This is a genomic window from Moraxella sp. FZFQ2102 (genome assembly GCF_024137865.1).
GTDB lineage: Bacteria > Pseudomonadota > Gammaproteobacteria > Pseudomonadales > Moraxellaceae > Moraxella.
In genome coordinates this window covers 937,126-960,977 of the sequence record NZ_CP099960.1, presented here as the reverse complement: position 1 = coordinate 960,977, position 23,852 = coordinate 937,126, and the positions used below count along the sequence as shown (strand labels likewise).

26 protein-coding genes and 1 pseudogene are annotated in these 23,852 nt (G+C 40.0%); 15 read left to right on the top strand and 12 right to left on the bottom strand.

The annotated features are described in order from the left end of the window. The first annotated feature begins 181 nt into the window (after window positions 1-181). Together rpsO and pnp are read left to right on the top strand one after the other, a co-directional pair. A complete protein-coding gene (gene rpsO, locus NGM44_RS04610; RefSeq protein ID WP_253224437.1) occupies window positions 182-448 on the top strand; it encodes a 30S ribosomal protein S15 in 267 nt (88 codons plus the stop codon). A 198-nt stretch (window positions 449-646) separates the two neighbouring features. Next, complete coding sequence (pnp, locus tag NGM44_RS04605) at window positions 647-2,740, top strand: polyribonucleotide nucleotidyltransferase (RefSeq protein WP_253224436.1); 2,094 nt, start codon at window positions 647-649, stop codon at window positions 2,738-2,740. Between the two features lie 75 nt (window positions 2,741-2,815). On the opposite strand, the pseudogene NGM44_RS04600 reads toward pnp, so the two are convergent. The 5 genes and pseudogenes from NGM44_RS04600 to NGM44_RS04580 all read right to left on the bottom strand — a co-directional run. Next, window positions 2,816-3,033, bottom strand: a pseudogene (locus NGM44_RS04600) (IS3 family transposase); the annotation flags it as partial. Between the two features lie 339 nt (window positions 3,034-3,372). Then, window positions 3,373-4,245, bottom strand: coding sequence for a LysR family transcriptional regulator (locus NGM44_RS04595; RefSeq protein ID WP_253224435.1), 873 nt, complete (start codon window positions 4,243-4,245; stop codon window positions 3,373-3,375). Further along, window positions 4,242-6,653: a hypothetical protein gene (locus tag NGM44_RS04590; protein ID WP_253224434.1), complete on the bottom strand. Its 2,412-nt coding sequence runs from the start codon at window positions 6,651-6,653 to the stop codon at window positions 4,242-4,244. Before NGM44_RS04590 ends, NGM44_RS04595 begins: the two co-directional genes overlap by 4 nt. Then, a complete protein-coding gene (locus NGM44_RS04585) occupies window positions 6,638-7,459 on the bottom strand; it encodes a hypothetical protein (protein ID WP_253224433.1) in 822 nt (273 codons plus the stop codon). Before NGM44_RS04585 ends, NGM44_RS04590 begins: the two co-directional genes overlap by 16 nt. A gap of 18 nt (window positions 7,460-7,477) precedes the next feature. Then, window positions 7,478-8,404, bottom strand: coding sequence for a hypothetical protein (locus NGM44_RS04580; protein WP_253224432.1), 927 nt, complete (start codon window positions 8,402-8,404; stop codon window positions 7,478-7,480). A gap of 126 nt (window positions 8,405-8,530) precedes the next feature. Here NGM44_RS04580 and NGM44_RS04575 point away from each other — a divergent pair, with 126 nt between their 5' ends. Beyond that, window positions 8,531-8,923, top strand: coding sequence for a nuclear transport factor 2 family protein (locus NGM44_RS04575; RefSeq protein ID WP_253224431.1), 393 nt, complete (start codon window positions 8,531-8,533; stop codon window positions 8,921-8,923). A gap of 87 nt (window positions 8,924-9,010) precedes the next feature. On the opposite strand, the gene NGM44_RS04570 is transcribed toward NGM44_RS04575, so the two are convergent. Next, entirely contained in the window at window positions 9,011-9,514 is a 504-nt protein-coding gene (locus tag NGM44_RS04570) for a TetR/AcrR family transcriptional regulator (RefSeq protein WP_253224430.1), read from the bottom strand. 190 nt (window positions 9,515-9,704) lie between these two features. Between NGM44_RS04570 and NGM44_RS04565 the strand changes: the two genes are divergently transcribed. The 4 genes from NGM44_RS04565 (at window position 9,705) to NGM44_RS04550 (ending at window position 12,925) form a co-directional block, all read left to right on the top strand. Beyond that, entirely contained in the window at window positions 9,705-10,454 is a 750-nt protein-coding gene (locus NGM44_RS04565) for an SDR family NAD(P)-dependent oxidoreductase (RefSeq protein ID WP_135711076.1), read from the top strand. A 67-nt stretch (window positions 10,455-10,521) separates the two neighbouring features. Beyond that, entirely contained in the window at window positions 10,522-11,016 is a 495-nt protein-coding gene (locus NGM44_RS04560; protein WP_253224429.1) for a hypothetical protein, read from the top strand. A gap of 186 nt (window positions 11,017-11,202) precedes the next feature. Further along, the gene (locus tag NGM44_RS04555) at window positions 11,203-12,165 is read left to right on the top strand and encodes a nitronate monooxygenase family protein (RefSeq protein ID WP_253224428.1); all 963 of its coding nucleotides are present in this window, start codon (window positions 11,203-11,205) and stop codon (window positions 12,163-12,165) included. A gap of 10 nt (window positions 12,166-12,175) precedes the next feature. Continuing rightward, on the top strand, window positions 12,176-12,925 hold the full coding sequence (locus tag NGM44_RS04550) for an NADPH-dependent F420 reductase (protein ID WP_253224427.1): 750 nt from the start codon (window positions 12,176-12,178) through the stop codon (window positions 12,923-12,925). Window positions 12,926-13,000: 75 nt separating this feature from the next. Here the strand turns inward: NGM44_RS04550 and NGM44_RS04545 are convergent, their stop codons facing one another. Beyond that, entirely contained in the window at window positions 13,001-13,852 is an 852-nt protein-coding gene (locus NGM44_RS04545; RefSeq protein ID WP_253224426.1) for a LysR family transcriptional regulator, read from the bottom strand. 115 nt (window positions 13,853-13,967) lie between these two features. On the opposite strand from NGM44_RS04545, the gene NGM44_RS04540 reads away from it, so the two are divergent. From NGM44_RS04540 to NGM44_RS04530, 3 genes are all read left to right on the top strand, one after another. Then, entirely contained in the window at window positions 13,968-14,549 is a 582-nt protein-coding gene (locus NGM44_RS04540) for an isochorismatase family protein (RefSeq protein WP_253224425.1), read from the top strand. 82 nt (window positions 14,550-14,631) lie between these two features. Beyond that, window positions 14,632-14,874 carry a DUF2798 domain-containing protein gene (locus NGM44_RS04535; RefSeq protein ID WP_253224424.1) on the top strand — a complete coding sequence of 81 codons (243 nt, stop codon included), beginning with the start codon at window positions 14,632-14,634 and terminating at the stop codon, window positions 14,872-14,874. 228 nt (window positions 14,875-15,102) lie between these two features. Continuing rightward, window positions 15,103-15,663 (top strand): NAD(P)H-dependent oxidoreductase, encoded by a 561-nt coding sequence (locus tag NGM44_RS04530; protein ID WP_253224423.1) that lies wholly within the window; start codon window positions 15,103-15,105, stop codon window positions 15,661-15,663. Between the two features lie 80 nt (window positions 15,664-15,743). Here the strand turns inward: NGM44_RS04530 and NGM44_RS04525 are convergent, their stop codons facing one another. Continuing rightward, window positions 15,744-16,142, bottom strand: a complete 399-nt coding sequence (locus tag NGM44_RS04525; RefSeq protein ID WP_253224422.1) for a MerR family transcriptional regulator — start codon at window positions 16,140-16,142, stop codon at window positions 15,744-15,746. A 69-nt stretch (window positions 16,143-16,211) separates the two neighbouring features. Between NGM44_RS04525 and NGM44_RS04520 the strand changes: the two genes are divergently transcribed. After that, window positions 16,212-16,826: a cation diffusion facilitator family transporter gene (locus NGM44_RS04520; protein ID WP_253224421.1), complete on the top strand. Its 615-nt coding sequence runs from the start codon at window positions 16,212-16,214 to the stop codon at window positions 16,824-16,826. A gap of 258 nt (window positions 16,827-17,084) precedes the next feature. Here the strand turns inward: NGM44_RS04520 and NGM44_RS04515 are convergent, their stop codons facing one another. Continuing rightward, entirely contained in the window at window positions 17,085-18,038 is a 954-nt protein-coding gene (locus NGM44_RS04515) for a GlxA family transcriptional regulator (protein ID WP_253224420.1), read from the bottom strand. A gap of 101 nt (window positions 18,039-18,139) precedes the next feature. Between NGM44_RS04515 and NGM44_RS04510 the strand changes: the two genes are divergently transcribed. Both NGM44_RS04510 and NGM44_RS04505 read left to right on the top strand, forming a co-directional pair. Beyond that, window positions 18,140-18,988 (top strand): MBL fold metallo-hydrolase, encoded by an 849-nt coding sequence (locus tag NGM44_RS04510; protein WP_253224419.1) that lies wholly within the window; start codon window positions 18,140-18,142, stop codon window positions 18,986-18,988. A 26-nt stretch (window positions 18,989-19,014) separates the two neighbouring features. Next, complete coding sequence (locus NGM44_RS04505) at window positions 19,015-19,515, top strand: isochorismatase family protein (protein ID WP_253224418.1); 501 nt, start codon at window positions 19,015-19,017, stop codon at window positions 19,513-19,515. Window positions 19,516-19,585: 70 nt separating this feature from the next. Here the strand turns inward: NGM44_RS04505 and NGM44_RS04500 are convergent, their stop codons facing one another. Then, a complete protein-coding gene (locus NGM44_RS04500) occupies window positions 19,586-20,101 on the bottom strand; it encodes a TetR/AcrR family transcriptional regulator (protein ID WP_253224417.1) in 516 nt (171 codons plus the stop codon). 167 nt (window positions 20,102-20,268) lie between these two features. Here NGM44_RS04500 and NGM44_RS04495 point away from each other — a divergent pair, with 167 nt between their 5' ends. Beyond that, window positions 20,269-21,219, top strand: coding sequence for a hypothetical protein (locus tag NGM44_RS04495; RefSeq protein ID WP_253224416.1), 951 nt, complete (start codon window positions 20,269-20,271; stop codon window positions 21,217-21,219). Between the two features lie 61 nt (window positions 21,220-21,280). Here NGM44_RS04495 and NGM44_RS04490 read toward each other — a convergent pair whose 3' ends face one another. Then, entirely contained in the window at window positions 21,281-21,889 is a 609-nt protein-coding gene (locus tag NGM44_RS04490) for a DsbA family protein (protein WP_253224415.1), read from the bottom strand. A 35-nt stretch (window positions 21,890-21,924) separates the two neighbouring features. Beyond that, window positions 21,925-22,779, bottom strand: a complete 855-nt coding sequence (locus tag NGM44_RS04485) for an MBL fold metallo-hydrolase (protein ID WP_253224414.1) — start codon at window positions 22,777-22,779, stop codon at window positions 21,925-21,927. Between the two features lie 121 nt (window positions 22,780-22,900). Here NGM44_RS04485 and NGM44_RS04480 point away from each other — a divergent pair, with 121 nt between their 5' ends. Continuing rightward, window positions 22,901-23,791: a LysR family transcriptional regulator gene (locus NGM44_RS04480; RefSeq protein ID WP_253224413.1), complete on the top strand. Its 891-nt coding sequence runs from the start codon at window positions 22,901-22,903 to the stop codon at window positions 23,789-23,791. The last annotated feature ends 61 nt before the right edge of the window (window positions 23,792-23,852 follow it).

Below are 23,852 nucleotides of genomic sequence, written 5' to 3'. Positions count from 1 at the left end.
CCATCGGTCAGATGATCGATGGGTTTGTTTTTGTGAAATTTTGCACCAAAATACCACAAAATAAGCTGACAAGCACGCTCAAATCTGTTATAATCTGCGTTTAAGTGCCAATTGGCTTAGGCAAGCTTTAGCAATGCAATGCTTGCCCGAATATCACTGCATTGCTTATTAGGAAATTGTTATGCTAACGAATCAAGATCGTATCGACATCATCGCTAAATACAAGCGCGCTGAAAATGACACTGGTAGCCCAGAAGTGCAAGTAGCACTATTGACTGCTCGTATCAACGACCTACAAGACCACTTCAAAGCACACAAAGCTGACCATCACAGCCGTCGTGGCCTAATCCGTATGGTTAACCAACGCCGTAAGCTGCTTGACTACCTAAAAGGTAAAGACCTAAATCGTTATACCGACCTAATCGGTTCACTGGGTCTGCGTCGTTAATTCGCTCTTGTGGCGACAGGTAAGTCCTGTTTACGATAATAAAAAACGGCGTGCTTTTTGCGTGCCGTTTTTTCGTTAATTTTAAGCAAAATTTGGCAGGTATTTAGAACTCTAAGGCATGGCACAAGTTGGATTTCCAATCGGTGTAATGGCTTAGGGCTTTAGATATTGCCAAAGTTCATTTATTAGGAAAAGTTTATGTTTAATACCATTCGTCAAGAATTTCAATATGGCAACCAACAAGTTGTCCTAGAAACTGGCCGTATCGCACGCCAAGCAAACTCAGTGCTTGTGCACATGGGTGGTGTGTCTGTGCTGGTTGCTGTGGTTGTGCGTCCAGAAGCTGTTGCTGGTCAAAATTTCTTCCCACTGACCGTCAATTATCAAGAAAAAATGTACGCATCGGGCAAAATCCCAGGTGGCTATGGCAAGCGTGAAGGCCGTGCCAGCGAGTTTGAGACGCTGACATCTCGTTTGATTGACCGTCCAATCCGCCCACTATTCCCAGAAGGCTACTACAACGAAATCCAAATCACCGCCACCACCATCTCATCAGATAAGAGCCAAGATGCTGACATCGCGGCGATGATTGGTGCGTCAGCGGCATTGGCGATTTCACCTGCACCATTTAATGGCCCAATCGGTGCCGCTCGTGTCGGCTTTATCAATGGTGAATATGTCCTAAACCCAAATCTGGCACAGATGAAACAAAGCGACTTGGATTTGGTCGTTGCTGGTACTAAGTCAGCGGTCTTGATGGTAGAGTCAGAAGCGCGCGAGCTGTCAGAAGATCAGATGCTGGGCGCGGTACTGTATGGCCATGCACAGCAACAAATCGTGATTGATAACATCAATGCCTTTGCTGCAGCTGTTGGCAATGCCAAGCAAGAATTTGTCGCCCCTGCAATTAACGAAGAGCTAAACAACGCACTTAAGGCAGGCTTTACTGACAAAGTGAGCGAAGCTTATACCATCACCGTCAAGCAAGATCGCTATGCTCGCCTAGATGAAATCAAAAACGAAGCCATCGAAGCATTGGCAGACGATGCTGAGAGCGAGGGTTATGCTGAGCGTGTTGATGACATCAAAGCATTGTTCGAAGAGCTAAAATACCGCACCGTGCGTGACAATATTCTATCAGGCAAACCACGTATCGACGGCCGTGACCTTGAGACTGTGCGTGCATTGGATATCCAAGTGGGTGTATTGCCTTATACGCACGGCTCAGCACTGTTTACCCGTGGTGAGACACAGGCTTTGGTCGTGACCACACTAGGTACTAGCCGTGATGTAAACTTGGTGGATACTTTGGCAGGCACTAAGCAAGACCACTTCATGCTACATTACAACTTCCCGCATTTCTCAGTGGGTGAGACAGGTCGTGAAGGTGCGCCAAAACGCCGTGAGATTGGTCATGGTCGCCTAGCTCGCCGTGGTGTCCAAGCCATGCTACCAGCCGCTGATCGCTTCCCTTACACCATCCGTGTGGTATCAGAAATCACCGAATCAAACGGTTCATCATCTATGGCATCTGTGTGCGGTGCATCACTATCATTGATGGATGCAGGCGTACCGCTAAAAGCACCTGTGGCAGGTATTGCGATGGGTCTGGTCAAAGAAGGCGAGCGTTTTGCCGTACTATCTGACATCCTAGGTGACGAAGACCACTTGGGTGATATGGACTTTAAAGTAGCAGGTACGACCGAAGGCATCACCGCGCTACAGATGGACATCAAGATCGAAGGTATCACCGCCGACATCATGGAGCAAGCGCTGAAACAAGCTCATGCTGGCCGTATCCACATCTTGGCTGCGATGAATGAAGTTATCTCAACAAGCCGCACCGAGATCAATGCCTATGCGCCAAACTACGCAACCATGAACATTAACCCAGAAAAAATCCGCGATGTCATCGGTAAAGGCGGCGCGACCATCCGTCAGCTGACCGAAGACACTGGCGCAACCATCGACATCGAAGACAACGGCACAATCCGCATCTTTGGTATGGATAAAGCATCGACGCGTGCAGCAATGACACAAATCGAAGCGATCACCGCTGAAGTGGAAGTGGGCACTGTCTATGAAGGTACAGTGGCGCGTATCGTTGATTTTGGTGCGTTCGTGACCATCCTACCAGGTACTGATGGTCTGGTACACATCAGCCAAATCTCAGATGAGCGCGTCGAGAATGTCAGTGACTACCTAAAAGAAGGTCAAGTGGTCAAAGTCCAAGTCCAAGACATCGATAACCGTGGCCGCATCAAGCTGACCATGAAAGGCATTGAGCAATAATTGATTTATTGATCAATCAAAAAACCGCTTTATCGTCGGTGAACCAACCCAATTCTTAGACACTAAGATTAACGGTTAAGGTTTAATAAAGGACTGAGTTCTGTATTGTACAGGACTCAGTCCTTTTAATTTTACTTTTATTCTATCATGATTGTAGTAGTGAATACACTCATCAATCACTTATCCAAGTTCATCGGTTGATGTAAATCTTCTACTTTTTTGCCATTAAAGAAGATTTCTTCTTTTAACGCCCCAAAGAAACTCTCTATCACTGCATTATCCAAGCAATTGCCGCATCAGTGTACCGGTACAATCTGATTGCAACTAAGTCCATTGTGATAATGATCAATGACTTCAAGTTTAAAGTCCATTGTGTATTTGGTCATAAAAACACCCCAAAGGTTGCCTAACTTTTGGGGTGCGGTTCACGTTAACTTGTGGCTTTTTGGTGCATATCCTGCGTGCATCCTTACGGTGTTTCCATACGAACAGCTGATCATCCTTGCTTGATACATCCTGTATCGGTTTCCATTGCTGTTATGCGTATTATGCCAAAATGACAGTGTCGTAAACAGTGGCAAAAATCGGCAATCTGTGTACGAAATTTCTTACAAAGCATCCATCAAACCACTTTAAACTGCCAAAAACCCCACTTTCTCCATCACAAAATCCAAAAACGCACGCATCACCGAAGACGGATAACGATGTTTCAAATACAACAAATGCACAGGATAAGTCCGCATCGGGTAATCGTGCAACACTTCCACCAAGCCATATTCTTCAATCAAACGATTGGCAATCGTTTCAGGTAAATGCCCCACACCACGCCCTTGTTGAATTAAATAAGCGATGGCATACACATCGTTTGACGCAAACACATAAGGTAATTTCAGCATCTTATTTTCTAATGTAATCATCAACTCTTTTTGTTCGGCTTTGGCAAAACCCACACAAGGAAAACGCACTAAACCATCAGGCGTTGTCGGGGTGCCGTATTGTGCCAATAAATGCGGATGTGCCACGCATTTGACTTTTGCCGTCAGCACCAAACGCGCCACCGCATTATCGGTATGCAAATCCCCTGCCCGAAACGCAAAATCAATATTATCTTCCACCAAATCCAAAACTCGGTCGGTTACTTGGCAATGAATGCTCACTTTGGGATATTTCGTGCCAAATTCATCGAGCCACACCCAAACTTCTTCCAATCCTGTAAAGGTGGAAATGCGTAATGTTCCGCTAATTTCTTGATGTTCAGAGAATGCTTTTTCTACTTGCAATAAATTATCGATGTTTTGATACACTTGTTCATAAAGCTTTTGCCCTGTCATTGTCGGCTTAACGCCTGATTTTTTGCGGTCAAATAGTTGAATATTGAGCGATTTTTCCAATTCTGTAATTTGACGGCTAATGGTGGCAATCGGTACATTCAGCCGTTCCGATGCTTTGGAGAGACTGCCGTCTTGGACGACAGAAACAAATAGGGATAGGGCGTTTAGGTTCATTGTTCATTTCCCCAATGTTGAATCTCTTGAATGCTATTTGAAACATTACCATTTGCTTGCTGATTTTTCCCATGCAGATAATAAACTCCCGAAAGCTCTTGTAAAAATTTGCTTTGTGTATAAGCATGTTTCTCACCTAAAACAGTCCAAATTAATTTTAATTTATGCTCTTTTACGAAATTTAAGAATTCATCCTTTTTAACCAATAAACTATTTTGAAATTCATCATTTATCTGCGGATTAAAACAGATTAAATTATTTTGTGAATTAACCCAATAGCCATTTTTAATACAATTTTGCATTTTCATTCCGTGATAAATAATAGGGTTAGGGGCATAAAATGAAATACCATCATTACCATAAGTAGATTCCCAAATATAGGAATTTACACTAGGTATAACTTTAAATGAAGGTGGTTCAATATCTTGATACCTAGAAATTTCTTGCCATTCATTGAATGTATTTTTAGCAAAAAATTGATTAACATCAATATTATAATATTCATTACTTTCTGGCATCCATCTTCCCATAAAATTTTGTTGTTGCAACCAAGTTTTGGCTTTTAAGTATTGAGTTTCTTTAACTAAATAACTGCGTATTTGCAGCCATTTTTGAATATCATAAGTTTCTTTTTGCCCGAATTTTGCCATTTCGCGAAAATCATCGTGTCTTTCTAAAACAAGCCATTTTTCACCATTAATCGTCAATTCCAGCAAATTGCTAATATCAGGAAAATCATTGGTTTGTACCCATTCATCAATTAATTCATTATCTTGGATGGTAAAATAATGTTTGGTTTGGCATGGTTTTTGATTTTTGTATTGAGAGAATACATCGGTTCTAGTTGGCGGTGAAATTTTAATTTGAGTTTTTGGTAAATAAAAATCATCTAAATTTCTCATATAATCACGTTCTGATTTATCATTATAGCTATCAACAAAAGCAGGAAAATTATCCATCACTCTTGCCAAAATTTCGTATAAAGCCAACCATTGGTACTTTTTACCAATTCGCTCAATTTTACTGGTATCATCTCTTCGCCAATATCTTGAATAGCTTTCCCTATCAAATTTCAGATGCTTTTCATCATCATAACCAAATTGCTCAAAAATCATTTGGCAGGCATAATTGCTTAATAAATTAACATCAATAATATTGCCTAATTTATAACTTTCCCATTGACGAAACTTAGCTTCAAAAGTGTATCTGCCAAAATCACCATATCCGCCTGTCCCACGACCATACTCCGTTGTCATTGAACGAATAATTATTCTTTGTCCATCAGAATGATACTTTTCATCAATTTCTTCATTTGTTGGTAGAATATTAGGAAAAGAACTTTTATATGGTGGTGTGATTCTTTCTCTGATTAAATCAATATTATTTGATGAATAATTATCTTTTTGTAAAGAATATTCAATAATATGGCGAGAATAATCACGAACCAAAACATTGGGATAGATTTCTTCTTTTTCAGGTTTATTAAATATTTGATTGTCTATTTCTAATGCAAGTTCTTTTAAATAAGATATATTTTCTGAATAGACAACAGCACCATGAATGGCAGATAAAATACCTTCCATCACATATGGGTCATTAACTGTATGAAATTCTTTAAATAATTCTAATGCAATGTCCAATCTATTCCATAATAAATGAGCCAATGCATTGATATGTTTATTTCTACTTTGTTTATCAGTAGAAGTAAATAACCAACTTACAGCGATTGCACCCAGCAATAATACTTCTGGTTCAATATTTTCTTGACCACTTGATTTATAACACCAAGTCAATAATCTATCTATTGCTGGGCATTCATCAGAATTTAATGCAATAAAAGCAGTCCAAACGGCATCTCTATCTGCTAAAGAAAAAGAATGCAGTGTATTGTGCAAATATTTTATATTTAACGGGTGATTAATTTCGGTAGCCAGTTGATACAAAACATCAGTCCAAGTTGCTTGATTGAAATATTGATTAGTTTTGAAAAACTGTCGTAGTTTCTGCAGATTGATTGTTTCAGGCTGCCTCCAAAAGAGATTTTCCACAATAATTTCAAACCAAACCCAATCTTTTGAGCAATCAAGCACTTCAAACACTTCAAAATCAAATCGTTCTGGTAATAATACACTCAATGCTTCCCATACACCTCTATTAAAACCAACGCTGTTACATAGGTTTTTTCCTTGTTCGCTATTTAACCATTGAACAAAATCATCTTGGTTGTGAATATGTTTTAATATTAAATTCGCTTTTTGATATTCCCCAATCCTTTCATAATTGAAATAAATATACTCTTCATCTCTGTTATAGTAAGCATTTTTACTAATAACATTTTCTTTAATTAAGTAATCAAGAAATCTTTTAGCATCTGATTCTGCAATGTCTTCTATTAATTCATTTCGCACCCCCTCTTGGCTGTAATATAATCCAAGCTAAATTTATTTTCCTCTAATTGTAATTTTGCAATCACATTGATTGCTCTTTGAACTAAGTTTAAACCAATATCTTGTTCAATTTGTTTGCAAATATGTTTCTCAACCCCATCTAAGTAAAATTTTATAATGTTATTCAATCCCTTATGACCTCTCGGAACACAAGTCTCCCCTTGAAATCTTAAAGACTCACAAAATAATTTTAAATACAATGGATTAGAAAATTCTGGATTGAGCAATGGCACACTAGGTAGTTGTAAGCCGTAGTAGGGAAAAAATATTTGAATAGCTTCAAATTCATTATCCATAAATCCTGTATGATGGACATAACATAATTTTTCTTTATTTTTTGTGGTTAATTGATTCAAAATAATTTCTTGGTAACTGTCTCGTACACTAATCACTAGCCCAATGTTTGAATATTGACTTACTAATTCAATTAATCCATTGAGTTGGTTATTCCACAAAGATTTTCCCTCACCTTCATTTAAGGCATCTATGGCTAAAATAACCCGTTCTTTCTGCATTTCTCCTATGCTATTCAAAGCTGACAAAAAAACATCAGGTGTTGTATTATTTAGATTTAACTGCTTGAAAATTTGGCTCCAAACATTAGATTTTTCAGTAAAATCTTGACCCAATAATAGCAAAGCATATTTTCCCGAAGATTGACTCTTTTGGACAAAATCTCCTAATAAATGAGATTTACCATTACCAGCTTGACCAGTTAAAACAAGCACTTTGCCATTGAATAATGACAATTCAGATGAATTTAACAACTGAATAATATCTTCTAATCAGCTGATTAATTTTCTGAAATAGTAATAGTCATTATTGTTTTTTTCTTCTTTATTTAAATAATTTTTAGAGAAATCTTCAAGATGTATTATCAACTCATTGATTTTTTGAATTAATAAATCAATATTAATGATTATTTCTAAATCATCAATTATTGATAAATTAAGTTCTTTAATTAAAAGTTTGTATACAGGCTCAAAATACTGATCTAACTCTTCATAACGATACAGAGATTGATATTGTGATTTAACATCTATTAATAATTGGCTAAATTGGTTTCCAAAATTTTCTTTAAAAATTTTTGTTCTTGCCAAGCTTTCTAATTGCATTGTAATGGGTAAATCAACATTGATTTCTGGTGTATAACGAACACCAAGATTGCTAATAGCTAATTGATTGTATTGTTCAAACCATTTATCTGATAATTCATTTTCATTAAACCAAAAGAATTTTTTACCTGCATTTTTTGGTTTTGATAATAAATCAGATAATTCAAAACTTCCCCAAAATTCAAATTCTATTTCACGACCTTGTGATTGAGCGAATTCTTTCCATTTTTGGACATACTCCTCCCATTTTGTAAGAAAAGATTTGTTTCCAGATATGTTGGCATTTGCTCTATCAGTTGCGACGCAAACATAATATTTTGTAAGGTTTGGATAATTTTTTAAAGATTCCTTGAAAGAATCTTCAATTTGTCTCCATTGTGACGATGAAAATGAACTCAAAAAGTATTTGGCTTGCCATCCATATAATGAGCCATCTGAAAATTCACACATTGCTTCAATACCGCCATCAGGGGCAGAAATTCTGGTAAATTTGCCTTTTGATCTAAACTCTTGGCGTGCCAATTGACATACCAGTTCTTCAAAAGCATTATTTTGAGAACCTTTTAAAGGTTTAATATTTTCCCATCTGATAGACATTTTTATATGACCCTAAGTGAATTTTCTAATTTATAAACATGATGATTTTTAAGTATATTTCAAGCTATAACAGGTTGCCAAAGCGAATCCAATACCGCACAAAAAGCCGAAACAAGTGTCAAATCAGTGGTTCAATCCAAGACTGAACGCAATAAAGCCAATGCCATTGCTTTTTATGATTTGGCATTTAATCAGCACAAAGTCCAAGAAGCCGCTGATAAATACATTGGTGATGTTTATTTACAGCACAATCCAATGGTGGCGGACGGCAAAGAAGCCTTTGTCAAAGGCATTGGCGGATTTGTCAGCCAAGCCCCACAAGCTCGCTCACACATCAAGCGTGCGATTGCCGAAGGCGATTTGGTGGTGTTGCACATTCATAGCCAACCAACGCCAGACAGCTTGGGCAGTGCAGTGGTGGACATTTTTCGTTTTGATGAAAATGGTAAAATCGTAGAGCATTGGGATGTTCTGCAAGCCGTGCCAGCCAAAACTGCCAGTGGTCGCAGTATGTTTTAATCTTGTAAAGCGTAAAAACACCGTTTGGAGCAATTCAAGCGGTGTTTTTTATTTAAAATAACTTTCAGACTGCCTGAAAATACAAATTCAAAATAAACCAGTCAATGATTTAATATCATCAATGCTCTGTTTCAAACTCATGGTTTCATTATGCAAAATCGCATATCGCAAACTTTCCATACACAAACTGGCACAAATAAATGATTGATAATGCAAAGAATGTCCCACCATATTTTGCTTAACCAATTCATCAGCAAAAGCAACTCGCAACATTTTGTGCATATCATCATATAGCCCATAACGGCGAGATTGGATTTTCCATAACGCTGAAATAGTGTGCCGAGAATTGAGAAAATCTTGAAAAACTTGTTCGGTTTGGCAATGTTCATTGGCAAGCAAATCCGCAAATTTTTGTTTAAAATCAAAAAACACTTCATCAATTAAAGAAACCAGTCCCGAATAATAACGGTAAAAAGTCGTGCGATTAACCCTCGCTTTTTCAATCACATCTTTGGCGGTAATCTCGTTAAATGGCTTTTCGTGCAACAAATCAATTAAAGCACGGTGCATGGTTTCGCGTGTTTTAATCACACGCAGGTCGGTTTTGTTCATGGCTTACTCGTTGGTTAAACTATTTGCTGGTTAATTTCATCATAAGCATACTTTTTATGTATTTTGTATGGATATGATGAAATTTGAATATCATTTATAGCTATTTTAACACATAAAAATCTCCTAAAATACGCTCATCTTAAATTTTCAACACACACAAGGATTTTTTATGAAACGCACTATCGTCATTACTGGGGCAACATCGGGTATCGGCAAAGAAACGGCATTGGCATTTGCCAAATTAGGCGACAATATCGTGGTCAGCGGTCGCCGTGAAAAAGAAGGTTTAGAAGTTATCAATGAAATCAAATCATTGGGTACGAATGCGATTTTTGTCAAAACAGACATTACCCAAGAAAATGAAGTCAAAGCCTTGATTGAACAAGCCGTTGCCCATTTTGGTAAAATTGATGTAATGGTCAATAATTCAGGCATTGCAGGGCGTGAAAATGTACCATTACATCAACATTCTACCGAAAATTTCCGTGAGTTGATTGAAGTCAATGTGATGGGGCTATTTTGGGGAATGAAATACGCCATTGACGCCATGCTCAAAACTGGCGGTGGCGTGGTGGTTAATTTGGCGTCTATTGCAGGTTTAAATGGCATTGAATTTACTTCGCAATATTCGGCAAGCAAACACGCAGTGGTCGGCTTAACCAAGTCAGCGTCATTGGATTATGCGACACAAGGCATTCGGGTCAATGCCGTTGCCCCTGGGGCAATTAAAACCGATATTTTGCAAAATGCTATTAACGCAGGCGTTTATCCAGAAGATAAAATTGCAGGCATTCACCCGATGAATAAAATGGGCGATACGAGTTCTATTGCTAATGCGATTGTGTTTTTGGCATCGCCTGATGTGCCGTTTATGACAGGAACGATTTTAAATGTTGATGGCGGTTTTTGTGCCAAGTAATTTTTAAAAATCAATGGTTTTTGGTGTTTTAATAATGCCAAAACCTTTCACTTTTTAGGATAATAAAATGTATCAACACACGATTGCTTGGTATCAAGGCGAAATTTTGGAAGCATGGTTTATTGTGGGGGCGGGCGTTTGTTTGGGGCTGATTGGTTTGCTGTGCCATTTTTATGGGCAAAGTACAGGGGCGAAAGCCTTGTTTGTGCCGATGATGGTGCTTTTGGTGCTTTTTTTGGCGATTGGTGTGCCGATGATTTATAGCAATATACAGACCATGGCAAACGTGGCAGACACTTATCAAGCCGTGGGCGAAACGCAATTTGTTGTCGATGAATTAAAACGGGTAGCGAATTTTCAATATTTGTATTCGATGTCTATTGCGATTAGTGTGGTTAGTTTTGCGGTGGCGTTGGCGTTATTGCATTTTGATGTGGGCGTGAAATGGAAAGCGTGGGCGGTGGCGTTACTTATTTTGGGGACTTCGTTTGCCGTGATTGACTATTTTTCTAAAGAACGAGCGAATGGCTATCGGGCAGTTTTGGAACAGGCGAAAAAGTAAAGCAAAACACCGTTTATCGTGATGATAAGCGGTGTTTTTGTTTGGAAAATGTGCAAAATAAGTTTTCAGGCTGCCTGAAAGTTAATTTCCATAAATGAAAACTAACTTCCCAAAATTCGCTATTCTTTTCTCAATTTGAATAACCTAAAATACGCTTATTCCATTTTTTAAATCAGAGAAAATATTATGCAAAACAATCGCATTAGCCAAATTTTAAATATCAAATACCCCATTGTCCAAGCCCCAATGTCGTGGCTGACCGATGCGCATTTAGTGGCGAGTGTTGCCAATGCTGGCGGATTGGGCTTTTTAGCCCCACACGCTGGACAAACCACCAATCCAACCTCCAATCAAGATGTATTAGACCGTATGCGTGCCGAAATTAGCAAAGTCAAAGCCTTGACAGATAAGCCTTTTGGCGTGCCATTTATGTTGTCTTATGACTTTTCGCTGATTCCGTTGATGGTAGATTTGCTGATTGAAGAGCAAGTGCCTGTGGTGCTGGATAATGGTTGGTTGGACGAACAAATTTACGCCAAACTCAAACAGGCAGGCATTAAAATCATTTGCCGTTTGGGCAATCCGAATTTGCCAGATGCTTTAAAAGCTCAAAAATTGGGTGCGGATATTTTGGTGCTGACGGGTTTTGATGAAGGCGGAACCTTGCCGATGAAAGAAATTGGCAGTTTTAATGTATTGGCGGAATTTGTGGGCAAGGTGGATTTGCCAATGATGCTTGCTGGTGGCATTGCCGATAAAAAAGCGGTTCAGACCGCGTTTATGCTCGGTGCAGAGGGCGTGTGGGTGGGGACGGCATTTATCGCGACGCATGAGTGCCGAGCCAGTCAAAAAGTGAAAGATTGGGTTGTTCAATCAACTGCCAATGATTTGTTATTGTTCCGCACCGAGCCGTATTATTACCGCTCTTTGCCAACCGAAGTCGCCAAAAAATGCTTTGAAATGAGCGAAAATGGGGCAACTCGTGCCGATATTGCCAAGGTGATGAATGCGGGTACGGGTATGCGTTTGGGTATGCTGGAAGGGGATTTTGAACACGGTTATGTGTCGGTGGGTAATGGCATTTCCGAGATTTACCGTGTGAAAAGCGTGCAGGAATTGGTTGATGAATTGATGGCAGAGATTGCGTAAGGAAAAATATATGAAAATTGGTGTGATTGGTATCGGACAAATTGGCGGAACCATCGCCAAAAAATTGGCAAAAACGGGACATATGGTCAAGGTCGCCAATTCAAAAGGCATTGACAGCGTGGCGGATTTTGCCAAAGAAATTGGCGCAATTCCTGCCGATTTACAAACGGTGGGCGTGGACATTGATGTGCTGATTTTGTCCGTGCCAACCCCAAGTATTGCTGATTTGCCCAAAAGTTTGTGGGCGAATTTGTCGCCTGATACCGTGATTGTGGATACGGGCAATTATTATCCTGAATTTCGTGATGCTCGCATTGATGAGATTGACAAGGGACAGCCTGAAAGCCTGTGGGTCAGTAAAGTGGCTGGGCGAAAAGTGGTCAAAGCGTTTAATATGCTTCTTGCCCATTCTCTTGCCAATTTGGGCAAAAATCCAAAACAAAGCAACCGTTTGGCGATGTGGGTGGCAGGCGATGATGAGCATCAAAAACACTTAATTATGGGCTTGGTTGATGAGTGCGGTTTTGATGCGTTAGATGGTGGGGATTTGGCAAATTCGTGGAAACAACAGCCGAATTCGGCAGGCTATTGCTGTGATTGTACCGCTGATGAATTACGCCAACGCCGTAAAAATTCTGCCCAAACTGCCGACAGCGTCCGCCAAAACCGTGCTTATGCGGTGGGCGAATTGCCTAAGCTGACAGGTGGCGATTTTTCGCATGAGAATGTGATTAAAGCAAATCGTATGTTGAATGTATAATATCAAACACCGTTTACAAAAAAATGTAAGCGGTGTTTTTATTTTCAGGCAGCCTGAAATCCAATCCCCGTCATATCACAAATATTCGCGCAAAAAATCAATCAACACCTGCACCTTTTTCGGCAACAAGCGCGTGGTCGTAATGGCGTACAAACAAGACGACTTGCCCGACCATTCAGGCAGCACGCGACACAAATCCCTATTTTTAACCACAATATTAGGCAACAACGCCACGCCCATGTTTTGCGTAACCAAGCGTTCCAGCAAACCCAAATTTTGCCCAATCATCACCGCGTCAAAATTGTAAATTTTTTCCTGCCCATTGCGAAACAACTGCCATTGTTCCTGCCGAAACGCCAAACATTGATGATGTGCCAAATCGTCCAACGATTGTGGCGTACCGTGTTGCGCCAAATAATCGGCAGACGCATACAAATGAAACGGATAAGTCGCCAGCAATCGAGCAATCAAATTCACATCTTTGGGTTCGCCCATTCGCAACGCCACATCAAACGGCTCGCTCATCAAATCCACCACACGCGCACTGGTATCAATATCCAGCTTAATTTTAGGGAACTGCCGATAAAACAACGGCACAAGCGGGGCAAATGCCTGATACGCCCAATCCACAGGCATGGAAATGCGCACCGTTCCCGATGGTTCAGACAGCATTTCGGTTAAGGTTTCGTGTACCGTTTCGGCTTCCTGCACGATGTGGTGGGCTTTGGCAAAATACAGGCTGCCTGCTTCGGTCAATTCAATTTTGCGCGTGGTGCGGTTCAGCAAACGCAATCCCAATCGCTGTTCCAATTTCTGAATACGCAAAGACACGGTAGAAGTGGCTAAATTCAAGCGTTCCCCCGCTTTCACAAAACTTTTGTTTTGCACCACTTCAACAAATAACTGCATATCGTCCAGTGAGTTCATGGTTTATTATCCATTTAAACGAATAGTGTTTTCAATTTTAGCCTATTTATCCGATTTAAGAAACAACGTATAATGCGTTTCATCTTAAACAACACAACGAAACATAGGTAACACCATGAAAAACGTATTTTCTTCTCAAAACGCCGCATTATTATTGATTGACCACCAAGTTGGCACAATGGGTTGGGTAGGTTCGATTTCTTTTGATGAAATGAAAAAACACGCTTTGATGTTGGCGAAATCTGCCAAAGCGATTGGTATGCCCACTATTTTGACTTCCAGCATGGAAGAAAACGCGCAAGGTCCATTATTGTCTGAATTGAAAGACATTTTGCCAACCGAATTTGACAACCGCATTTTACGCGCTGGCATTGTAAATGCCATGACTGACCCGAATTTTGCCCGTGCTGTTGAAGCGACAGGACGCAAAAAAATCATTGTGGCAGGCGTAACCAATGATGTGTGTACCGTTTATCCTGTTTTGACTTTGTTGGAACAAGGTTATGAAGTGCAAGTGGTTGCCGATGCAGGCGGTTCGCCCAGCAAATTTGCCGATGAAATGGCGTTAATCCGTATGCGCGATGCAGGCGCAATCATTACCAGCACCAATCAACTAATTGCCGAATTGGCACAAGATTGGTCAAGCGAAGACGGCTCTAAATTGTTGGGAATTATTGTAGAAGGTTTCCAAGCTTAATCGTTATCATTGAAAAGTCGTCTGAAATCATGTTTTTTCAGACGGCTTTTCAAAATGTGCGAATGCTAAATGGAATAATCAAATGGCTAAAGGTTTTTTTCCCAGCCGATATGCTAATGTATTATTGGCGTTTTATATGGCTTTGGTGATGGCATTGCTTATGTCGGCAGTTTTGGTGGCAATCAATACGGGCATAACAGACGGTTATATTTGGCGTGTCTTGTATAACTATGCCATTGCCATGCCGATTGCATTTATTTGTGTTTTACTGGTGCGCCCGATGATTGTGAAATGGGTGCAATGGAGTATCCGTCAGGATAAATAAATTCTTATTTTTCAATAAATAACCCGAAAGCTGTTTATTTGGCTTTCAGGTTGTTTTTTTTGTTTTCAGGCTACCTGAAACGCCCAACTTTTCTATTTTGTATTTTTCTAAAAAAATCAATCAATTAAAAAATATTTCCATACTTACAAAAATGTAAGTACTATCGAAATATTAGCAATCACACTAAAATATGGCACAAACCATATCCATATTATTTTAGGAGCTTTTATGAGCAAAATTTTAGTCATCTCTGCCCACCAAGATTTAAATCAATCGGTCAGCAACCAATTAATTTTAAAAGAATTAGAAAACCATTTTGGCGACAAAATCAGCGTTCGCCGTTTGTCTGATTTGTACCCTGATTTTAAAATTGATGCGCCAGCCGAACAAAATGCGTTGGTGCAAGCCGATGTGGTCTTGTTCCAATACCCGACTTTTTGGTTTAACACCCCTGCGATTTTGAAAAAATGGTTAGACGATGTGTGGCTCTACGGCTTTGCTTATGGTGAAGGTGGCGACAAAATGCACGGTAAAAAATTGCTCGTTTCTACCAGCACAGGCTCGCAAGAAGGCACTTATAATGGCGAAATCGTGGCAAAAATTGAAGATTTGGTGAAGCCTGTTAAACATTCGGCTTTGTATTCCGGCTTTGAATGGCAAGGCGTGTACCCACTTTATGGTGCGTTGTACATTGCAGGCTTGCATAACGATGAACATTTGGCACATCTGCAAAACAATGCCAAAGCCCACGCCAAAACTTTGATTGAAAAATTGGAAAGTTTGATTTAATTTTAGGTTTAACAAACACCGTTTTTAGAAATAAAAGCGGTGTTTTTTATTGGCAAAATATTTTCAGGCTGCCTGAAACATTATCCTTTATCTTTAATACTTTTAATGATTTGACAATTTTCAATTTTTTTATTTTGACAACCAATAATTTGTTCTAAAAATGATTTAACTTCTTGTAATTGCTTAATTTGTTCATTGATATGCGATAAATGTTTTTGGGTTAACTCATCAACATCATCACATTGATGATTGGGAGTTGTTTGGAATGTCAATAAGACCTGAATGTCTTTTAAAGAAAAACCGAGATTGCGACAAGTTTTAATAAAGCGTAATTGTTCTAGCTGATTTTCATCAAAAACTCGGTAGCCATTAGCTTGAAAAGTTGGCTTGATTAAGCCTTGTTTTTCATAATAACGAATGGTTTCCAAATGTACGCCTGTTTGTTCACTGGCTTGTTTAATTTGAAAAATTTTTGACATTGTACTTGACCCTGTAATGACTACGGAGTTTATATTATAGCAAATTTCAATCCTCTTTCGGAGTTTGTTATGGCGTGCCAAAGTTGTTGCAGTTCAAATCAGCCCATTCACCAATCACCCAAGTACAAAAAAGCCTTGTGGATTGTCTTGATGTTAAATTTATCAATGTTCTTTGTGGAAATTGTAATGGGGGTTAAATCAGGTTCAACTTCACTATTGTCAGACAGTTTAGATTTCTTGGGCGACAGTGCCAATTATTTGATAAGTTTGATTGTTTTGCCAATGGCATTAAGTTACCGTGCCAAAGCATCTATGGTTAAAGGGCTAACGATGGGTGTTTTTGGCTTATTTATTTTAATTACAACCGTTTATCGTGTGTTTTATGGGGAAATTCCTAGTTATAGCGAAATGAGTATTGTAGGATTTTTGGCGTTGTTGGTGAATGTGTCAGCAGTGTTGATATTATTAAAATTTCGTGATGGCGACAGTAATGTCCGAAGTGTATGGCTTTGTTCTCGCAATGATGCGATTGGTAATGTGGCAGTAATTTTGGCTGGTATAGCAGTTTATTTTTTTCAATCAAAATATCCTGATTTAATTGTGGCGTTTATTTTGGCATTTTTAGCATTACAAGCCAGTCAAGAAATCATCAAAAGGGCTTGGGTGGAATTAAAAGTCAGTTAATTTATAAACACCGTTTGAATTTGATTTTCAAGCGGTGTTTTTGTGTGGAAATTTTGCAAAATATTTTCAGGCTGCCTGAAACGCCCAACTTCTCCCCCCCTCCCATCCCATTTTTCCACAAAAAAATCCATCACCGTCTGCACACTCACAGGTCGATACGCACTTTGTGGCGTGAGAATAACAAGCGTGCCAAAATTGGTTGATAAATTGATGAGATGATTTGAAAAATACACCACCGTTTATGATGATAAACAGAGTTTATCCGCCAAAACTTTTCCTAAAACTTTGTGGTGATACGCCAAAGCGTGCCTTGAATTGCATTCTAAAATGGCTTGCCGTGCCAAAGCCTGTCTGATGGGCAATGACTTCAATGGAAAAATCTGTACTTTCTAGCAGCTCTTGGGCAAGGCTTAGGCGTTTGGCGGTCAGCCACTCGGTTAATGTCATTTGCGTGGCGGATTTGAAATGACGATGAAAACTTCTTTTGGATAAATGTACTCGCTCTGCTAATTCATTAAGCGTATGGGGTTTGTCCAAATTATCGCTTAAAAATTGCAATAATTCATTGATTTTTTTATCTTTTGCGTGGCTAATTGGGCTGATAGCATTGAACTGGGCTTGACCGCCTTCACGGTGCGGTGCAGAAACCAAGTTCCGAGCCAACTCATTGGCTACCTTTGCCCCATACAGTGTACGGATAAAATACAAGCAACAATCTAAGCCTGCAAATGTCCCAGCTGATGTCAAAATATTGCCGTCATCAATATAAAGCCGATTGCTATCTAGTTGAATATTTGTAAATTTATCCTTAAATGCTCGCTCACCCGCCCAATGCGTCACCACCGTTTTATCCTGCAATATATCCGCAAAAGCCAGCACAAAAGTGCCATAACACAGCCCAATGATTTTTTTGCCTTGTGCGTGGGCGGTTTGCAATTTTTGGCATAATTTGGCACTGGGTACATCACCCACAAAGCCACTAATCACTATGATGTCCGCCGTGTTGAGCAGTGACAAATCGCCATTGACCGCAATTTTTGCACCAAATTCGCTGACAATCGCCTTGCCATTGTCGCTACATACCGCAAAATCAAACAGTTTTTGCCCTTGATAAGTGGCTTGAAACAGCGAAAAGGGAATATTAAAAACAAAATCGTTACAGCCGTTTTGGGCGTAAAGGATAAGTTTTGGTGGTTGATGGGTGAAAGTCATTTTGGCAAAATCCTTGCGTTGATTGTCAATATTGCCTATTTTAGCATAACCAAAATAGGGTTAAAATGCTCATAAATTTTAACCCTATTGGAAACTTTAAAATGCTAAAAAAACTTGCTTTATCCGCTCTTGCTTTGACAATGAGCATCCCCGCTTTTGCTTTTGATAGCTATCAACATATTCGTAACGCTACTGCCAAAATTGAATACGCAGGACAAACCTTTTTGGTGGATCCATTTTTTGCCAAAAAAGAATCTATGGCAGGTTTTGAAGGAACCTTCAACAGTCATTTGCGTATGCCTTTGATTGATTTGCCGATGTCCACAAATGAGATTTTAAAAGGTGTGGATGCGGTCATTGTAACCCACACTCACGAAGACCATTGGGATGAAGTTGCCCAAAAAGCCATACCCAAACATTTGCCGATTTTTGTACAAAATGAGAGCGATGCCAAATTAATCAAAAATCAAGGCTTTAAAAATGTACAAGTGTTGCATGAAAAATTAACCTTTAATGGCGTAGAACTCCATAAAACAGGTGGTTCGCACGGTACAGAGCAAATGTACGCCAATCCACAGCTTGCCACGCTTTTGGGCGAAGCAATGGGCGTGGTCATCAAAAAAGATGGACATAAGACCGCTTATATCGTAGGTGACACCGTTTGGACGGCTGATGTCAATAAAGCTTTGCACAAATATAAGCCTGATTTCTTGGTGATGAATACCGGTTTTGCCCGTGTGAATGGATTATCAGACAGTATTATTATGGGTGTGGAAGATGTGCTAAAAGCCACACAAATCGCCCCAAATGCCAAGATTATCACCGTACATATGGATACGGTCAATCACACCGCAACAAGTCGTGATGATATGCGTAAATTTGTCATTGGTGAAAAATTAACGGATAAAGTGATTGTGCCTAATGATGGTGAAGTTATTGATTTTAAATAATTTTATTCAATAATCGGAGAAATCTTATGAAAACAGCCCTGTTAATCATTGATGTTCAAAACGAATATTTTGCGTCCGCAGGTGGTCAATTTGACCAGTTTAATGTAGATAACATTGCCAAAGACATCGCCGATTATGCCAAGACTGCCGAGCAAAACGGCACGCTCATTATTGGCGTTCAGCATATCATGGCAAAAGATTATCCGCTGTTTGCCGAAGGTTCGATTGGTGCAGAGTTGCATTCATCGGTCGCAGGCATTTTGGCGGATAAGCCAGTGGTACAAAAAGTCCACGCCGACAGTTTTTTAAATACCAATCTTGTTGAAATCTTGCAAGAAAATGGTATTGAGCAAGTGGACATTTGCGGTATTATGACCCAAAACTGCGTGACCCATACCGCACTTTCACCTTTTGCCAAAGATTATAAAATCCGTGTATTATCAAGCCTTTGTACCGCACCGACCGAGCTGATTCATCAAATCGCACTTGGGGCGCTGTCGGATAGAGATTGGATTGAAGTCGTTTGAGTTGATAAAACACCGTTTACAAAAAAATGTAAGCGGTGCTTATCATAACTTAGATGGAGTGATGAAAAACTCATTTATCCCAATTCGCACCAATTCTTTGTAAATGTTCGCCAATTTTATTTGCCATTTCATCAGGCGACTGCTTGCGTCCACGCACAATCCATTCATCAAGCGAACCAAATACCAACCCCATAATCAAGCTTGTGCGATAGGCTTCATCGTCATCAAAATGCGGTTTGACCCCACAACACTCTTTGATGTATTGCAAAAATATGTGCGATAAATCATTGGCATACAACAAATCCACCACTTCGCCCATTTCGTTAATGCTTTCAAACATGGCGATAAAAACAGCCCTTGTATTATTCAGCGGACGAGCCAAATACGCAGGTATCATATTGAGCTGTAAATAAAACACAATCGCCTGTTCTTTATTGGCAAAATTGCGATAAAAAGATGAACGATTAACGCCTGCTTTTTGACAAATTTCATTGATTTTAATGTCATCAAAAGGCTTTTGTTTTAACAACAAAATCAATGATTGGGCGATATAATCTTTAATATGAGTATTCAGCGTATTTTTCATTTTAAAACAAATAATTGTGCAATTCTAAGCATATTTTAGCAAAATCAAGTCCATTTTAAAAACTGCAACAAAATCGGCTTTTTGTTGCAGTTTTTTATCATTGAATTGCATGGAATAATCAATGTCATTACAATAGACAAATCTTTCATATTCACAGGAAAATCATCATGCAAGCAATTGAAAAATGGACGCTTTGTGCGGTATTGGGTGCCAGTTTGTTGGCAGTGGGCTGTACAAGCATTGTCAAAAAAATAGAGCAAGCATTTGCCATTCAGCCCAATTATTACACCCAAACACAAACCAATTACCCAATTGAACGCCAATATACAGGCATGGGCAAATATGCGGTACAAAGCCAAGTTTTCCCAAGTGATGACGCTCGTTTTAAAACTTATAAAGTTTGGTATCCAGCGGATATTGCTCAAAGTACCAAGCCATTTCCTGTGATTGTTTCGGCAAATGGTTCAGGGTTTGCGTATCAAAAATATGAACCAGTATTGGCACGTTTGGCAAGTTGGGGCTTTGTGGTCATTGGCAATGATGACGGCACCAGTTGGAGCGGTTTATCATCATCGCAATCATTGGCAAAATTAGATGAGCTTAATGCGGATAAAAACAGTATTTTTTACAAAAAATTGGATACCCATAATGCAGGCATTACAGGGCATTCTCAAGGCGGTGTCGGTGCAATCAATGGCGCAACCGAGTTTGCCAATAGCCGTCAATTTAAATCCGTGCATACTGCCAGCACGACAAAATTACCTTTGGCACAACAGTTGAAATGGGATTACCACATCAACAAAATTTCCGTACCGTATTTTGCTACCGCAGGTATGGGGGGCGTAGATGCAGGTAATGGCGATGACAAAAAATCAGGCATTACACCGCTTTCGTCTATGCAAGAAAATGCCAAGCAAATCAACAGCCAAAAACTAAATGTAATGGCTCGCCGTAAAGATGCTGACCACGGTCAAATGCTTTATATTGGCGATGGCTATATGACGGCTTGGTTTCTTTATACCCTGTTGAATGATGCGAATGCAGGCAAAGCGTTTGTTGGTGTCAATCCTGAAATAAAACATAATCAACTATGGCAAGATGTACAAATTAAGCCGTAAATTTAAAAAATGCCATTTGAATGCTGGGTTCAGGTGGCATTTTTTATTTTAACCAACACCCTTACCCAAAAGCATTCAGCAACCCACCGCCATCCCCAAACAACAATTGGCTCGGCACTAACTCCCATTCCCCATCGCGTTCCAGCACCAACTGCGGTACGCCCGACACGCCCAGACGCTGCGTGAGTTGTTGCCCGAAGTTGATTCTCGCCAACAATGTTTGTTCGGTTGCTGGATCGTGCAATTTTGGCACGACATCGCCCAAACCTTGCGATTGCAACACATCGGTAATCACGTTCAAATCGGCATTATCACGCCCATCAACATAACGCGCCGTTTGCAAGGCACTCAATACGGCAATTTCTTGTTCAGGTGCCATTTCACGGACAGCCGTCAAAGCTAATAAGCTGTTTTGTGAATCAAATTGCCCACCGCCTTGCAACACATTTTCACGATAAGCGGTGCTGAATGCTTGCCCTGTTAAGCGTTGAATGCGTTGGTCGTTACCCCATGCGTATTGGGCAAAATCCGCGTCCATCACGCGACCGCTACGGAAAAACAAACCCGTTGGCGTAAGCTCCACAGGATATTGAGACGCAACCGTTTCTAACGCAGGTTTCGCCCCATAGCACCAACCGCATAAAGGGTCAAATAAATAATAAACTTTCATGATTTTTCCAATTTTCAGGCTGCCTGAAATGGCTTTTACCACTTCATCTCACCTTTATTCACTTTTGCGCCTAATTCCAAATTAAATTTGGCAGGTAAATTAGGATATGCCTTATCCATCGTGGCAATGACGGTGCTACTGTCTTTGCCTTTTAATGCTTGCTCAAAAGTTTGCAAATAAGTTTTTGTAAAATCAATGGCGGTGCTATCCAATGCCGTGCCTTGTGCCATATGACCTGCAATCACTTTTTGCGGATTTAACGCTTTCATCTCATCTAATTGGGCAACCCACGCCTGACGGTATGATTTGGTTTGCGTATCGGCAGTCCAAACGTGCATATTGCCAAATACGCCAATATTGCCAGTAATCGTTTGAATAGACGGTATCCACACATAAGGGCGATGTGCCAACAGACCTTTTGTCCCACGAATTTCAATGGTTTCGCCTTCCAGCGTGAAAGTTGTACCGTTTAATGCCGTTGGCAAAATCGGCTTACGGGGTGCATTTGCCCCCATTTTTGGCGACCAAGTGGCTAATTTATTAGGTAATTTCGCTTCAATCTTTGCCAATACCGCAGGTGTCGTAACCACTTGAACATTTGGGAAAATTTCTTTAATGGTTTCTACCCCAAAATAATAATCAGGGTCGGCTTGACTGACTAAAATGGTGGTCAGCGTCTTTTTGCTGTCCAAAATATCGGCAGAAATACGCAATGCGTCCGCACGAGTAAACCCCGTATCAATCAAAATGGCTTCTTTTTCTCCTGTTACCAACGTGGAAGTAACATTAAAACTATTGCTATCTGCTTGATACACTTTCACATTTAATTCAGCGTGTGCAGCAGCAGAAAGACCTAATGTTAATGTTAAAAAGACTGTTTTCAAGTTCATACTATTCACCTTAAAAGTTAAAAAAATCATTGAATATGTGTATTATAATGAAATAAAATTTACGAAAAATAGCGTTTTATGAATATCATTATTTCTTTATTTGAAATAATTAGGAGCATACATGGATAAATTAACCGCCATCAAAGTGTTTTTATCGGTTGCTGAAACAGGCAGTTTTACCGCCACCGCCGACCGTTTGGATATGTCCAAACCCATGATTACACGGCATATTGCCCTAATGGAAGAATGGCTTAACGCCCGTTTGTTCCAACGCACCACACGACAAGTGCAATTAACAGACGCTGGCGAACAAGCAGTGATTGTTTGCCAAAAAATGTTGGCGTTAAGCATTGAATTAGAACAAGAATTATCAGCACAACAAGGCGATTTGCGGGGAAATATTCGTTTGAGCAGTAGCGGTTCGTTTGGGACAACCCATTTGACCAAAGCGGTCAATGTGTTTTTGCGTGAACACCCCAATTTAAACATTCATTTAGAATTAAGCGATAAATTGCTGGATTTGGTGGCTGAACGCATTGATTTGGCGGTACGCATTACCAATCAACCCGACCCGAATTTAGTGGCACGCAAATTGGCGGATTGTCATTCGTTGATTGTCGCCACGCCCGAGTATTTGGCACGGTTTGGCACGCCCAAGCACCCCGAAGATTTGCGACATCATCGCTATTTGACCCATGCCAATATCAACCGCAAAGAATGGTATTTTTATCAAGAAAATCAAGAAGTCGTATTAGAATTAACCAGTCAATTAACCACCAATGAAACCACGGTTTTGTTGAACAGCGTGTTGGCGCACAGTGGCGTGGCGATGTTGCCAAAATATTTGTTGGAAGATTATCTGCAAACTGGGCAACTGACTGCTGTGCTAACCGATTGGCAATTACCCAAATTCACGATTTATTTGCTGTATCCGTCTCGGCATAAATTGCCGCCCCCGGTGCGGAAGTTGGTGGACTTTTTGGTGGGGTATTTTGAAGGTAGGGATTGGTGAATTTATTTTCAGGCTGCTTAAGCCGTAAAATTTAAAAAAACGCCGTTTTGAATGTGCTGTT